Annotated in this window: 12 protein-coding genes; 7 read left to right on the forward strand and 5 right to left on the reverse strand. The window is 62.7% G+C overall.

Going from position 1 to position 14363, the window contains the following annotated elements:
* Positions 1 to 6: 6 nt before the first annotated feature.
* Positions 7 to 1668, reverse strand: a complete 1662-nt coding sequence (locus tag OO12_RS09025) for an electron transfer flavoprotein-ubiquinone oxidoreductase (RefSeq protein WP_034158528.1) — start codon at positions 1666 to 1668, stop codon at positions 7 to 9.
* A 117-nt stretch (positions 1669 to 1785) separates the two neighbouring features.
* On the opposite strand from OO12_RS09025, the gene OO12_RS09030 reads away from it, so the two are divergent.
* The 3 genes from OO12_RS09030 to moaB are packed head-to-tail and all read left to right on the forward strand — an operon-like array spanning position 1786 to position 4833.
* Positions 1786 to 2520: a uracil-DNA glycosylase gene (locus OO12_RS09030; RefSeq protein WP_034158336.1), complete on the forward strand. Its 735-nt coding sequence runs from the start codon at positions 1786 to 1788 to the stop codon at positions 2518 to 2520.
* Positions 2517 to 4316, forward strand: a complete 1800-nt coding sequence (locus OO12_RS09035) for a lytic transglycosylase domain-containing protein (protein WP_082006431.1) — start codon at positions 2517 to 2519, stop codon at positions 4314 to 4316. Before OO12_RS09030 ends, OO12_RS09035 begins: the two co-directional genes overlap by 4 nt.
* A complete protein-coding gene (gene moaB / locus OO12_RS09040; protein WP_034158337.1) occupies positions 4306 to 4833 on the forward strand; it encodes a molybdenum cofactor biosynthesis protein B in 528 nt (175 codons plus the stop codon). The genes OO12_RS09035 and moaB overlap by 11 nt, the downstream gene beginning before the upstream one ends.
* A gap of 13 nt (positions 4834 to 4846) precedes the next feature.
* Here moaB and OO12_RS09045 read toward each other — a convergent pair whose 3' ends face one another.
* Positions 4847 to 5371, reverse strand: a complete 525-nt coding sequence (locus OO12_RS09045; RefSeq protein WP_034158338.1) for a YbjN domain-containing protein — start codon at positions 5369 to 5371, stop codon at positions 4847 to 4849.
* A 152-nt stretch (positions 5372 to 5523) separates the two neighbouring features.
* Here OO12_RS09045 and OO12_RS09050 point away from each other — a divergent pair, with 152 nt between their 5' ends.
* On the forward strand, positions 5524 to 6456 hold the full coding sequence (locus OO12_RS09050; protein ID WP_034158339.1) for a hypothetical protein: 933 nt from the start codon (positions 5524 to 5526) through the stop codon (positions 6454 to 6456).
* 62 nt (positions 6457 to 6518) lie between these two features.
* Here the strand turns inward: OO12_RS09050 and OO12_RS09055 are convergent, their stop codons facing one another.
* A complete protein-coding gene (locus tag OO12_RS09055) occupies positions 6519 to 7226 on the reverse strand; it encodes a phosphoribosylanthranilate isomerase (RefSeq protein ID WP_327196015.1) in 708 nt (235 codons plus the stop codon).
* Between the two features lie 132 nt (positions 7227 to 7358).
* On the opposite strand from OO12_RS09055, the gene OO12_RS09060 reads away from it, so the two are divergent.
* Together OO12_RS09060 and OO12_RS26810 are read left to right on the forward strand one after the other, a co-directional pair.
* A complete protein-coding gene (locus OO12_RS09060) occupies positions 7359 to 8432 on the forward strand; it encodes a PA0069 family radical SAM protein (protein ID WP_034158340.1) in 1074 nt (357 codons plus the stop codon).
* A gap of 82 nt (positions 8433 to 8514) precedes the next feature.
* Positions 8515 to 9180 (forward strand): Crp/Fnr family transcriptional regulator, encoded by a 666-nt coding sequence (locus OO12_RS26810; protein ID WP_052215694.1) that lies wholly within the window; start codon positions 8515 to 8517, stop codon positions 9178 to 9180.
* Between the two features lie 323 nt (positions 9181 to 9503).
* Here the strand turns inward: OO12_RS26810 and OO12_RS09070 are convergent, their stop codons facing one another.
* Positions 9504 to 9881, reverse strand: a complete 378-nt coding sequence (locus OO12_RS09070) for a GFA family protein (RefSeq protein ID WP_034158341.1) — start codon at positions 9879 to 9881, stop codon at positions 9504 to 9506.
* A 469-nt stretch (positions 9882 to 10350) separates the two neighbouring features.
* Here OO12_RS09070 and OO12_RS09075 point away from each other — a divergent pair, with 469 nt between their 5' ends.
* Positions 10351 to 12720, forward strand: a complete 2370-nt coding sequence (locus tag OO12_RS09075; RefSeq protein WP_052215695.1) for a bifunctional diguanylate cyclase/phosphodiesterase — start codon at positions 10351 to 10353, stop codon at positions 12718 to 12720.
* A 48-nt stretch (positions 12721 to 12768) separates the two neighbouring features.
* On the opposite strand, the gene OO12_RS09080 is transcribed toward OO12_RS09075, so the two are convergent.
* On the reverse strand, positions 12769 to 14361 hold the full coding sequence (locus tag OO12_RS09080) for a long-chain fatty acid--CoA ligase (RefSeq protein WP_034158342.1): 1593 nt from the start codon (positions 14359 to 14361) through the stop codon (positions 12769 to 12771).
* Positions 14362 to 14363 lie beyond the last annotated feature (2 nt).

The following is a 14363-nucleotide window of genomic DNA, read 5'->3' on the forward strand; positions in this document are numbered from 1 at the left end:
AGGCGATTACATGTTCGGATAGTTCGGCCCTCCGCCGCCTTCGGGCACGACCCAATTGATGTTCTGGGTCGGGTCCTTGATGTCGCATGTCTTGCAGTGGACGCAATTCTGCGCGTTGATCACGAACTTCGGATCGCCGGTTTCTTCGCCCACGATCTCGTAAACGCCCGCCGGGCAATAGCGTTGCGCCGGTTCGTCATACATCGGCAGATCATAATCGACCGGGATGGCCGGGTCCTTGAGCGTCAGATGGACCGGCTGATCCTCCTCATGATTGGTGTTCGACAGGAACACCGAGGAGAGACGGTCGAAGGTCAGCACGCCATCGGGCTTGGGATAAGCGATCGGCTTGACCAGATCCTTGCGCCACAGCGTCTCATTGTCCTTGTGGTGCTTCATCGTGAAGGGCATCTTCACGCCGAGATGCTCGGCCCACATGGTGATGCCGGCCAGCCCCGACCCGAGCAGCTCGCCGAACTTCTCGACCAGCGGCAGCACGTTGCGGACCTTGGACAATTCCCTGGCGACCCAGCTGGTCTTGTACGCCTCGGGGAACGCCGCGAGTTCATCATGCTCGCGACCGGCGGCGAGCGCATCGAACGCGGCTTCGGCGGCCATCATGCCCGACTTCATCGCGGTATGGCTGCCCTTGATGCGCGGCACATTGAGGAAGCCGGCGCTGTCGCCAATCAGCGCACCACCCGGGAAGACCAGCTTCGGCACCGACTGGAACCCGCCATCGCTGATCGCGCGCGCGCCATAGGAAACGCGCTTGCCGCCCTTCAGGATCGCGGCGATCGCCGGATGCGTCTTCCAGCGCTGCATTTCCTGGAAGGGCGAGAGATAGGGGTTGGAATAATTGAGCCAGGTGACGAAACCGAGCGCAACCTGGCCATTGGCCTGATGATAGAGGAAGCCGCCGCCGTTCGACCCTTCGGTCTCGGTCAACGGCCAGCCCTGGGTATGGATCACGCGGCCGGGGAAATGATTTTCGGGATCGATATCCCACAATTCCTTGATGCCCAGGCCATAGACCTGTGGCTGGCTGTCCTTCGCCAGGTCGAAAGTGCGGATCAGCTCCTTCGACAAATGCCCGCGCACCCCTTCGCCGAAGAAGGTGTATTTGGCATGGAGTTCGAGGCCCGGCGTGTAATCGGGCTTGTGCGTGCCGTCGCGCGCCACGCCCATGTCGCCGGTCGCGACGCCCTTGACCGAGCCGTCTTCGTTGAACAGCACCTCGGCCGCCGCGAAACCCGGAAAGATCTCGACGCCAAGCTCTTCCGCCTGCGCCGCCAGCCAGCGGCACAGATTGCCCAGGCTGCCGGTGTACGTGCCCTTGTTGTGCATGAAGGGCGGCGTGACGAAGTGCGGCATGCCGAACTGTTTGTTCTTCGTCAGGATCCAGTGCTGATTGTCGTTGACCGGCACCTCGGCCATCGGACAGCCACGCTCGCGCCAGTCCGGGATCAACTCATCGAGCGCCTTCGGATCGACCACCGCGCCCGACAGGATATGCGCGCCGACTTCGGAGCCCTTTTCGAGCACGCAGACCGACACGTCGCCGCCCTTTTCGGCGGCAAGTTGCTTCAGCCGGATCGCCGCGGCCAGACCCGCGGGGCCTGCGCCGACGATCACCACGTCATAGGGCATCGACTCACGGTCGCTCATCTTCGTCCTCCGTCTGACGTCCTCGCACGCGCGCTCGTCGCGTCCCGGGAACGTCTTGTCCTTGTCCCGGTGCCAGCGAATTGACCGCGCCGTCAACTAGTGACTCTAAGGCATGTGATGGGGGCTGACCAAAATTTCGACTGGCGACATGCCGCGGCGAGCGCAATCGACTGGTGGCGCGAGGCCGGCGTCGATGCGACGATCGACGAAGCGCCGCGCGACTGGCTTGCGCGGGTCGAGGCGCCACCGGTGGTCGAGGATCAAGCCGCCGTAGCGGCACCCTTTGTCCTGCCCGATACGCTGGAGGCCTTTGCCGCCTGGCGATCGGGGCCCGACGCGCCGGAAGCGGGCTGGCCCGAACCGATGATCGCGGCGCAAGGCACGGCGTCGTCGGACCTGATGGTGCTGGTCGACGTGCCCGAGCGCGAGGATGCCCAGAGCGGCATGCTGATGAGCGGGGCGGCCGGTCGCCTGTTCGACCGGATGCTGGCGGCGATCGGCCGCGACCGTTCATCGATCTATCTCGCCGCACTGTGCACCGCGCGGCCGGTCAGCGGCCGGATATCGCCCGAAATCGGGGATCGGCTGAACGAACTGGCGCGCCATCATGTCGCGCTCGCCGGGCCTAAACGGGTGCTTTTGCTCGGTAATGCGCCGAGCCGTGCGTTGCTTGGGGCGGATGCGGCGCGCGCGCGCGGTGGTTTACGAACGCTTAACCTTAATCTTGGCACGGTGGAGATCGAGATCGACGCGGTGGCGAGTTTCCATCCGCGCTTCCTGCTCGAGAAACCGGCGTTCAAGGCCGAGGCGTGGAAAGACCTGCAGATGTTGATCGGGGGACTGGAATCGTGATCCGACATGCAACCGGAAAGGCCTTGCTGGCCTGCGCGCTGGCAGCGGCACCGCTGAGCCAGGCCTATGCGGCCGATGCAGCCGATGCCGCGCTTCCCGATACGGCGCACGCGGAGACGACGCGCTCGGGCGGCGGCATTCCGACTCAACTCGATGCCACGCAGCGCGATGGATATCGCGCGGTCTTCGCCAGCATCCGGGCGCAGAAATGGCTCGATGCGCAACTCCAGCTCGATTCGATGAAGCCCGGCCCGCTCCACGCCATCGCCCGGGCCGAACTGCTCACCGCCAAGGGCTCGCCCAAGGCCGATCTCGACCCGTTGATGAAGCTGCTGAGCGAAGCGCCGGAACTGCCTCAGGCGGCGCAAATGCTGACCATGGCGAAATCGCGCGGCGCGATCGATTTGCCCACCCTGCCCGAAGCCCGCCGGCTGACCTGGCTTGGCAGCGCACCGGTCCGGTCGCGGGCCAAGAGCATCAAGAGCGACCTGGTCGCCGCCGAACTGGCGATCAAGATGCAGCCTTACGTCAAAGCCGACCAGGGCGTCGAAGCCCAGGCATTGCTTGACGCCACCGAAGGCCTGACGCCCGAGGCGCAGACCGAATGGCAGCAAAAGGTTTCCTGGATCTATTACCTGCAAGGTGATGACGCCAATGCGCGAACGATGGCGGCCAAGGCTGCGCTCGGCAGCGGCGACTGGGCGGTCCAGGGCGATTGGGTCAATGCGCTTGCCGCATGGCGGCAGCATGATTGCGCAGCGGCGGAAAGCGGCTTCGAGACGGTCGCGGCCCGTGCGAGCGACATCGAACTTCGCGCCGCCGGCCAATATTGGGCAGCGCGCGCCGATATGGCCTGCGGCCGGCCGGAACGGATCGAGGCACGGCTGAAAAGCGCGTCGCAGTATCGCGAGACATTCTACGGCCTGCTTGCGCGCCAGGCGCTGGGCATTCGTGACGCCGCCCCGCGCACCGCCAGCTATATCGCCGGCGACTGGCAGGCGCTGGGTCGCCGCCCCAATATCCGCGTTGCCGCCGCGCTGGTCGAAATCGGCGAGACCTCGCTCGCCGACGAAGTGATCAAGCAGCAGGCGAAACTGGGCGACCCAAGCGAATTCGGCTCGCTGGTCCGCCTCACCTCGACGCTCAATTTGCCTGGCACGCTGGTGTGGCTGGCGCATAACGGTCCGGTCGGCGCCACCGCATCGATCGAGGCGCGCTATCCGGCGCCGAACTGGACGCCCGATGGCGGCTGGCGCGTCGACCGCTCGCTGGTCTATGCCCACACCCTCCAGGAATCGAAATTCCGCACCGATGTGGTGAGCAGCGCGGGCGCTTATGGCCTGATGCAGGTGCGCCCCGGCGCGGCCAGCGATATCGCACGCAAACAGGGCCGCAGCTTCGACCGGTCGGCCCTTACCCGTCCATCGACCAATATCGAGGTCGGACAAAGCTATCTCGAGCAACTGCGCGATCTGCCGCTGACCGGCGGGCTGCTGCCCAAGGTGATCGCCGCTTATAATGCCGGGCCATTGCCGGTGCAGATCTGGAACGCGCAGTCGCGCGATGGCGGCGATCCTCTGCTCTATATCGAATCGATCCCCTATTGGGAGACGCGCGGTTATGTCTCGACCGTGCTCCGCAACTATTGGATGTACGAAAGCCAGAGCGGCAAGACCGTGTCGCCGAGCCGCGTCGCTCTCTCGCAGGGCATGTGGCCGCGCTTCCCTGGCCTTCCCGGCGCTGCGTCGGTCAGGCTGAGCGCGAAGGCGCCGAGCGCGTTCTTCAGTGCCAATTGACGAGAAGGCCGCGTTCCTGCCGGTCAGGATCGCGGTAATGACGGTGTCCGACACCCGCACGCCCGCCGACGACCGGTCGGGCGATATTCTGGTCGCCCGAGTGCTGGCCGCTGGCCATGTGCTCGCCGACCGGACGATCGTCATCGACGACGTCGCGGCGATCGTCGAGCGGCTGACGCAGTGGATCGACGACGATCAGGTCGATTGCGTGATCACCACTGGCGGCACCGGCGTGACCGGGCGCGATGTGACCCCCGAAGCGATCGAACGCGTGCAGGACAAGCCCATCCCGGGCTTTGGCGAACTGTTCCGCTGGCTGAGTTTCCAGACGATCGGCACCTCGACCATCCAGTCGCGCGCCTGCGCCTGTGTGACGCGTGGCACTTATATCTTCGCGCTGCCGGGATCGACCGGCGCGGTGAAGGATGGGTGGGACGGTATCCTGAAGGACCAGCTCGACAGCCGGCACACGCCCTGCAACTTTGTCGAGCTGATGCCGCGGCTGAGGGAACGCTGAGCGGCAGCGGCTATTACTTCGGCGCGGCCGCAGCCGGTTCGGTTTTCGCCGGCGCGGCCTTTTCATTCAGGAATTTCCCGAGCGATGCGTCCATCGCCGCGTACCATTCGATATAGTCGATGAAGTTGGCGTAAGTCGTTTTGCCGATCGCGCTGATATAAATATACTCGGCCAGGTCCCCGTCTGAATCGATCGCTACCTTCAGGAAGCGGTTGTCGCGATTCCATTCATTGGCCAGCGCCAGCGAGAAATGCGGCTGTTTCTTGTACCAGGAATAGAGTTCAAGCGAATCGCATCCGGTACCGTTGGTGCAGCCATAGAATTGCACCTGGAACCCGCTGCCATTGACGCCGCTGAGGATATATTCCCGGCCGGAATCACTTTTCTTGATGTCGGCCTTGTACCCGGCCTGCATCATCACCCCGGCGACTGTCCTGATATCGCTGAGGTCGATGACCCGGTCCTGGACCTGATCCTTGGCCAGCGACGGCGCGGCGATGGTCAGCGCACCGAACAGCGCCAAGGCGGATATGGCCATTCTAAACATCACTGTCTCCCTGAACTCCCGCCGGTCTATCGCGCCACCCACCACGATCAACTGGAGTCTGCTCCAAACGCCCGCTGCCGGGTGTGTAAGCGCCTGTTAAATCCCCGCCGCTATCATGCCGCGATCTTTCGAGAGGCATTTGCATGACCGCGCCGATTTTCGATCTGACCGCCAAGCTGAAAGCCAAGGCCGAACTCACCTCCGACGACACGCTGGCGCTGCGACGGGTCGCCTGGCCCGACGGGGTCATCGAGCCTGCAGAGGCGGAGGCGATCTTCGACCTCAACACCAGCGTCAAAGGCAAATCGCGCGACTGGGTCGACTTCTTCGTCGAGGCGATGACCGCCTATCTCGTCGAGCAGCAATCGCCCAAGGGCTATGTCGACGACGCCAAGGCCGCCTGGCTGATGGCGAAGATCGACAGCGACGGGCGCGTGGACTCGCTCGGCGAACTCGAGTTGCTGGTCAAGGTGCTGGAAAGCGCGACCAACGTCCCCGAAACATTGAAGACCTATGCCCTGCGGCAAATCGAGACGATCGTGCTGACCGGCACCGGCCCGACCCGCGACGGTGGGTCGCTTGATGCCGGGTCGATCAACGCCGCCGAGGTCAAGCTGCTGCGTCGCGTCGTGTATGCGCAAGCCAGTGATGGCCCGGCATTGGTCAGTCGCGCCGAGGCCGACATGCTGTTCCGAATCAAGGACGCGACACTTGCTGCCGCCAACGCGCCGGAATGGCAGACCCTGTTCGTCCAGGCGGTCGGCAATCACCTGATGGCGCATGGCGATTATCATGCACTCAGCCGCGAGCGGGCGACCGAACTCGATACCTTCATGAACGATACGCGATCCGGCGTCGGCGGCTTTCTCGGCCGCCTCGCAGGATCGGGCGTCAGTGATGGGTTCCGCAGCATCTTCGGCGAGAAACCCCAGGAGGTGGACCATGACGCCGCGGTCGCCGCCGATCGCGCCATCATTGCCGATGAACAGGCCTGGCTGACGTCGCGGATCAATGCCGACCAGGGACTGGATTCATTGGAAAAGGCGCTGCTCGCCTTTATCGTTGCGGAACAGTAAGAGCTGACGCGTAGCGGAACGGTCGGAAAAAGCACGCGCGCTTCAGGCGGCCGAACCCCACATCAATCGGACTGGAAAGCTTCGTCCGCCTTCCGGACGGCCAGCATGAAGCTGGCAAGCTTGGTCTCATCCAGCAACCCCTCAGTCCGTATCCCCGTGCACAAATCCAGCCCGAAGGGGCGCACTCGCCGGATGGCATCGGCGGCGTTCGCCGCCGAGAGACCGCCAGCGAGGAAGACGGGCAGCGGGCTGGCCTTCACAAAGTCGGCGCTTATGGCCCAATCATGCTGCAGGCCGGTCCCGCCAAATCGCGGTATCGCGGCGTTGGGGCTGCCTGAATCGAGCAGGAACGCGTGCACATAGGGAGCATATGCCGGGATCAAGGCGAGCGCTTCGCGACCTTCAACATGAATTACCTGAACCCGGCGGACATGAGGTTGCAGTTCAGCGAGGCGCGCCGATTCCCTCTGCGTGAGGTGGGGCAGGATCTGCACGGTCGTAGGCCGGGTCAGCTCGATATGCGCCGAGATGGCGTCCGCGCTGCTCTCCGAGGTCAACAGGAATGTCGCTATGGGCGGCGGAACGACCGCTATGATCCCCGCGATCTGATCGTCGGCGATGGTACGGGGACTGGGCGGCCTTTGGGCGACAAAACCGACGGCGTCGGCACCAGCGGCAATGGCCATTCTCGCCTCCGCATCGGATCGGATGCAGCAGATCTTGACTCGCGTTCTCATAAAAAAAGGCATCTCGCATTCATCGGATCCCATGGCAACAGCGCCGCGGCAATCGGAGAGACGAAGGCGAGCGAGAACCCCTGCTCGACAGTTATTCACCCGCTTAGTCGACGCATCATGCCCTGATGTTCTTGTTATGTTCCTGACAACCTGCTACGTTACGCCATGGCCGGAAATCGCCCCACTCGCGGCGCCACGCTCAATCGCGACAGTGTCCGCTTCAACTTGCCCGAACGCGAAGCCGATGGCGACTGGCTCGATGCACAGGGCGATGTGGATGGCGAAGCCCCGAAACTTCGCACCACGGTGACGGTCGAAAAGCCGCGCACGATCATCACGCGCAACCAGTCGCCGGATGTGGGCTTCGATCGCTCGATCAATCCGTATCGCGGCTGCGAGCATGGCTGCATCTATTGCTTCGCGCGGCCAAGCCACGCCTATCACGACTTGTCGCCGGGCCTGGATTTCGAGAGCAGATTATTCGCCAAACCCAGCGCCGCGGTGCTGTTGCGCGCCGAATTGTCGAAACGGGGTTATGTCGCCCGACCGATCGCGTTCGGGACCAATACCGATCCCTATCAGCCGATCGAGGGCGACTGGCGGATCACGCGCGCCTGTATCGAGGTGCTGGCAGAAACCGGTCATCCGCTGACCATCACGACCAAGTCCGACCGCGTGGTGCGCGACATCGACTTGCTCGCGCCAATGGCAGCGCGCGGGCTGGCGGTGGTGGCGCTGTCGGTCACTTCGCTCGATCCGCGTATTGCCATGACAATCGAACCTCGTGCACCGTCCCCCTCGCGGCGGCTGGCGGCAGTGCGCAAGCTGGTCGATGCCGGCATCCCGACACATGTGTCGATCGCGCCAGTCATTCCGGCAGTCACCGATCATGAGATGGAGCATCTCCTGGAACGGGCCGCGGAATGTGGCGCGCGCACCGCTTCCTTCCTGCCGGTGCGCTTGCCACATGAGGTCGCGCCACTGTTCCGCGCGTGGCTCGATGCGCATTTCCCCGACCGCGCGGGTAAGGTGATGGCGACGATCCGCGACATTCGCGGCGGGCGCGACAATGATCCCAATTTCGGCACGCGCATGCGTGGACAAGGGCCCTGGGCGGAACTGCTGCGGACGCGATTCCACATTGCGTGCCGAAAATATGGACTGAACAGCGAGCGCATCGCCGTGCGCTGCGACTTGTTCAGGGCGCCGAAGGGACCGCAGGGCGATCTGTTCGGCTAAGGTCCGCGCACAATGGCATCGCCCCTTCCCGCCGGGCCAGCTTTGCCGCATGGATACACAGCATCTATTATCCGGGGGCAGCATGTTTTCGACAGCGGGGCTTGTACTGCACTTGAGCTATGCGCTGCTCGTCGCGGCGATGCTCTCCGGCAAGCCGCACCTCATGCGATTGCTGATCGCGCTCGCGGCGATCCTGATCCTCCTGCGTGCGACGCTACTGGTTCATGATGGCACCACGGTCATATGGATGGCGATCCTGCTCGGCACATGGTTGCTGAAGCTCTGGGGCGACCAGCGCGAAAATGCAGCGACGACGCAGTTCGACGAGCGAGAGGAAGCGATGCGGAGCGGATGCCTGGGCGATCTGCCGCGCGGCGCCGCGCGGCTGTTCATCGACCAGGGTTTGTGGCTCGAGGGAACGCCCGGTGAAATTCTGACGCACGAAGGGCAGCCGGTCGACCATATCTATTTCCTCGCCAGCGGCGAAGCGCAGGCAAGCAGTAGCGGCCGGGCAGTTGGCATGTGCCGCCCTGGCGACCTGATCGGCGAAGCGACGGTCCTGTCGGGCGGCGCGGCGACAGCCACCGTCACCCTGGTATCGCCCGCGACCTTCTGGTGCGCCTCGACCGCCAATGTCCGGCAGTTTCTCGACGACCATGAAAGCCTGCGCATCACGATCGAGCGCAGCTTTTCAGATGCGCTGAGAGAGAAACTGCGTGCCGCCAACCGCCTAATCGCAGCCAGCTAGCGCATCGGGTGCGGCGTCTTGCCCTGGTAGCGCGCCGCCGCAATCCTGTTTTTCCGACAATAAGAAAGATCGCGCCGCGAGAAGTCCGGTAAGTGAGGCAAGCCAGACCCCGTGCCATGGTTGAATCGCCAGCGGCGGCAGGATCGCGGGACGCGGCGAGGGAGATATGTTACACCGGTATGTAACATGGCTTTTCCGCAGTCGCTTCGGCGCGATTCTGATATAATTCTATATATATCATTGACTTAATTGGCCATCACTAGTCACGCATAACCCAACCAGCGGCTTTGCGGTGCTCAAACCGGGATCGCTGCCGTCAACAGCTATTGATGCTGCGGCAGGCCATCAGCGATCTCGTAATAGTCACCTTTCTCGGCAACGAAGATGTGCATCTTGACGGTTGTTTCGGTGGAATCATCGAAAGCTCCCATCGCGACGGCTATCCAGTCGCGATGCAACGGCTCCCAGAAGAGCGAGGATCCGCATGTCGCGCAGAAACCCCGCCTGATCTTTTCCGACGATTGAAACCATGTGAGCGATTCCGTGCCGGTGACGGATAAAGCGGCCTTCGGAATGTCAGTCGAGGCGAAGCAATGCCCGGACTGCTTTCGGCACATCTGACAGTGACATATATCGGGTTGCGGCAAGGCGCTATCGACGGTGAAGGCGACTGCACCACATAGGCATGAACCGGCGTGCATTGACTCGTCCCGAACTGCGCGCTCGCCCAATGCCAGCGTCTCTCTTCAGCACCATCGCATTGGTGCCAGAATGCCCGCAAGTGGAGTGATGCTGCCGACAATGTCTCACATGGCAGGCAAGTGCGACCTGATCCGCGAGCATTCCAATGCGAGTCTCAAGGCGGCGCGCACACGGACAATGTGGCTGCTTCAGGGGGTTGCGAGCTGTTTCGGGCATGCGACTGCACCGAAGGAACTAACCACCAATGGCGCGAAGAGCCTCCATAACGTTTGCCAGCGCTTACGAGTGCATCGGATCAAACGCACGGTGCCTCGGGTGGGTCGCCAAGGTGTAAGTCTCGCAAGACTCCCCCTCAAACGCACAAATTCATCAAGAACATCCATTATGGTGTAAACACACTGAGATCACAGAGTATTTTTATTTTTCGTTAGCGAGGCACCTTTAGCAATACAAGCATAGGAGAAACCGATGTTTTCTGTCCTAGCCTGTATTCAACACCAGCATGATTGGCGGCTGATTGTCGTTGCGGCGGTAATTTGCCTGATTGGCAGTTTCACCACCATGCTTCTGTTCCAGCGCGTGCAGGAATGTGAGCGCGCCCACCGGTATCGCTGGATGGCGACCGCCGCGATCACCTGCGGCACCGGCATATGGGCGACGCACTTCATCGCAATGCTCGCTTATGACAGCGGTTTTCCCATCAGTTACGCTCCGCAGGCGACGGCCATGTCGATCGTGGTCGCAATCGCCGCCGCCGGAGCGGCAATCATCGTGGCGCATGCGCGGGGCAATGCCGCATCTTTCGCGATCGGCGGCGCCATCCTTGGCCTCGGCATTGCCGCAATGCATTTCACCGGCATGGCCGCGATCGAAGCGCAGGCACGGCTGATCTATGATGTGCCGATGACCATATCGGCGGTGCTGGCCGGCACCATATTCGCTTCTCTGGCCTTGCTGGCATTCCACACCTTTCGCGATATTCGCCGCCTTGCGGTTGCCACGACATTGTTCGTCCTGGCGATCTGCAGCCTCCATTTCACCTCGATGAGCGGCATTACGCTGCGACCCGATGCAAGCGTCATCGTCGCCGGCGCATCGATCGACCGCTCGCTGCTCGCCGGGATCGTCATCGCCGTTTCAACGGCACTGATCCTTACGGCATTCGGCGCGACCTTTCTCGACCGCCATCTCACGGACCTCAGGGGGCTGGCCAACGCATCGCTCGAAGGCCTTTTGATAGTCAGGGACGATCGGATTCTCGACGTCAATGAACGCCTCATCGAAATGTCCGGCTGGACATCGTCTCAACTGACAGGCCGCCCGCCAACCGCCATACTCGTTCTGGGACCGGAGGGTCTGAATTGCTGCGGCGACACCGACGGCCCGTCCGAAATAACGCTCCTGCACGTCGATGGCCGCGAGATTCCGGTCGAGATATTATGCCGCACGATCGAATATCGCGGACGTGAATCTCACGTTCTGGTCGTTCGGGATATCACCGAACGCAAAAAGTCGGAGCGCAAGATCGAGCATCTGGCGCACCATGATTCGCTGACCGATCTGCCCAATCGCGCGCTGTTCGACGATCGAATGGATCTGGCGCTGCGCCTTGCTGCGCAACGGGACGAGCAGGTCGCGATTCTCTGCCTGGATCTGGATCGCTTCAAGGCGGCGAACGATATTTTCGGTCATGGCGAAGGCGATCGCATCCTGTGCAAAGTGGCCGACATTCTCCGCGATGTGACGGACTCGACCGATACGATCGCCCGCCTTGGCGGGGATGAATTCGCGATCATTCAATCCGGTGTTCCTCAGCCCGAATCGGCCAGTCAACTCGCCAATCGTGTGCTGGCCGCTTTCGCCGAGCGCATGAACATGGCGCGTGATCCGAAAGCCGTCGGTGTCACCATCGGCATTGCGCTGTTTCCCGACGATGGATCGAACAGCGATGAATTGCGCACCAATGCGGACACTGCGCTGTATCGCGCCAAGGGTGCGGGGCGCGGCACCGCCTGCTTCTTCGATGCGGCGATGGATGAAGCCGCCCGCATCCGGCGTGAACTGGGTCATGATCTGCGGCGCGCAATCCTGCGCAATGAACTTTCCGTCGCCTATCAACCGCTGATCGCTGCCCGATCCGGCCAGGTGGCCGGCTATGAGGCGCTGTTGCGCTGGATCCATCCGGAGCGCGGCGTGATTGGCCCCGCCATCTTCATTCCGATCGCGGAGGAAAGCGGCACGATCGTCGAACTGGGTGCGTGGGTGCTGGAACAGGCGTGTTCCGAAGCCGCGCGCTGGGCGGAACCGCTCACCATCGCGGTCAACGTGTCACCGGTGCAGTTTCAACTCCCCAATTTCTGCGAACAGGTCGCGGACGTGCTGAGCCGAACCAAACTGGACGGCACCAGATTGGAACTCGAAATCACGGAAGCGGTCCTGATGCGGGATCGCGAGGCCGTGCTGGTGCTGCTGCATCGCCTGCGGGCGCTTGGCGTGCGCATCGTGATGGACGATTTCGGCACCGGCTATTCGTCGCTCAGCAATCTGCAAAGCTTCCCGTTCGACAAGATCAAGATCGACGGTAGCTTCACCGCGGCGATCGAGCATGACGACGCCGCGCGATCGATCGTCCGCGCGATCATCGGTCTGGGCCATAGCCTCAATCTGCCCGTCGTGACCGAAGGCGTCGAGACGGAGGCCCAGCGCTTGATCGTCACTGAACAGAATTGCTCGCAACTTCAGGGCTTTCTGCTCGGCAAGCCCGGCGCAGAGCCCAGCAGGGCGCTTCACCCGGCGGAGATTGTCCAACTGGATAGCGCCCGCCTGAAACGGACCTGAGCCTCGTCGATCCGGCAGGCGATGCCGGATCGACGACTCCAGCCAGCGTCAGGCAGCCGCCAGCTTGTAATCCTTGAACCGCGCGCGCAGTTCGGTCTTGAGCAGCTTGCCGGTGGCGGTGTGCGGCAAATCGTCGACGAAGACGATCTCATCGGGCAACCACCATTTTGCGACATGATTGCTGAGATGTGCGGTGATCTCGTCGGGCGTCACCATGCTGCCCGGCTTCTTGACCACGAGGAGCAGCGGGCGCTCGTCCCATTTGGGATGATAGATGCCGATCGCCGCCGCTTCCCCGACCCCGGCACAGCCGATCGCGGCATTTTCCAGCTCGACCGAGCTGATCCATTCGCCGCCCGATTTGATCACATCCTTGGCGCGGTCAGTGATCTGCATCGTTCCATCGGGATGGAGCACCGCGACGTCGCCGGTGTCGAACCAATTGTCCGCGGCGACCGCATCGGCTTCGGCCTTGAAATAGCGCTTGATCACCCAGGGACCGCGGATCTGCAGCCGGCCCGAGCTGAGCCCGTCACGCGGCTGTTCGCGATCCTCGTCGTCGATCACGCGCAGTTCGACCCCGAACGGGATCGACCCCTGGCGCGAGACCAGGTCGAGCTGCTCGCCCAGCGTCATCTCGTCCCAATGCGGCGGCGGAAAGCCGGCGGTACCGATCGGCGAGGTCTCGGTCATGCCCCAGAGATGCTTGACCACCACGCCCATGCCCATGAGCCGTTCGATCATTGCGCGCGGGGCGGCCGATCCGCCAATCGTCACTTGCTGCAGATGGCGCGGCTCTTCGCCGGTCGAATCCATATGCTGGAACATCGACAGCCACACCGTCGGCACGCCGGCCGAATGCGTCACCTTCTCGTCATTCATCAATCCGCACAGGATTTTCGGATCGTTGACCGCCGAATAGACGAACTTCGCCCCCGACATCGCGCCGGCATAAGGCAGCCCCCAGGACGCGGCATGGAACATCGGCACGATCGGCAGCACCACCGCATTGGCCGAGAGGTTGAACACCCAGGGCGCGACCTCCGCCATCGCATGGATGACGGTCGAGCGATGTTCATAGAGAACGCCCTTGGGATTGCCGGTGGTGCCGCTGGTATAGCAGAGCATGCATGGATCGCGTTCCGGGCCTTCGACCCAGGCATAATCGCCATCTTCCGCCGCGATCAGCGCCTCGAAGCCATCGGGACCATCATCGTCGAACGCGACATAATGCTCGATGCTCGTCCATTGCGGCTTGAGCCGGTCGACCAGCGACTGGAACTGCTTGTCGTAGAACAGCACCCGGTCTTCGGCATGGTTGGCGATATAGACGAGTTGCTCGTCGAACAGCCGCGGATTGATCGTGTGGATCACGCCGCCAATGCCGATCGCGCCATACCAGGAGACGAGATGGCGGCTATGGTTCATCGCCAGGGTGGCGATGCGGTCGCCCTTGCCGCAGCCGAGCCGCTCCAGCGCCTGGCAAAGTTTCCTGGCGTCGCGGGAAATGCCGGCCCAGTCGGTGCGCGTCTCCTGCCCATCGGCATAGACACTGACGATCTCTCTTTTGCCGTGCTCGCGCGCGGCATGATCGATCAGCTTCGTCACCCGAAGTTCGAAATCCTGCATTCCACCCAGCATCA

Source organism: Sphingomonas sp. ERG5 (genome assembly GCF_000803065.1).
Lineage (GTDB): Bacteria > Pseudomonadota > Alphaproteobacteria > Sphingomonadales > Sphingomonadaceae > Sphingomonas.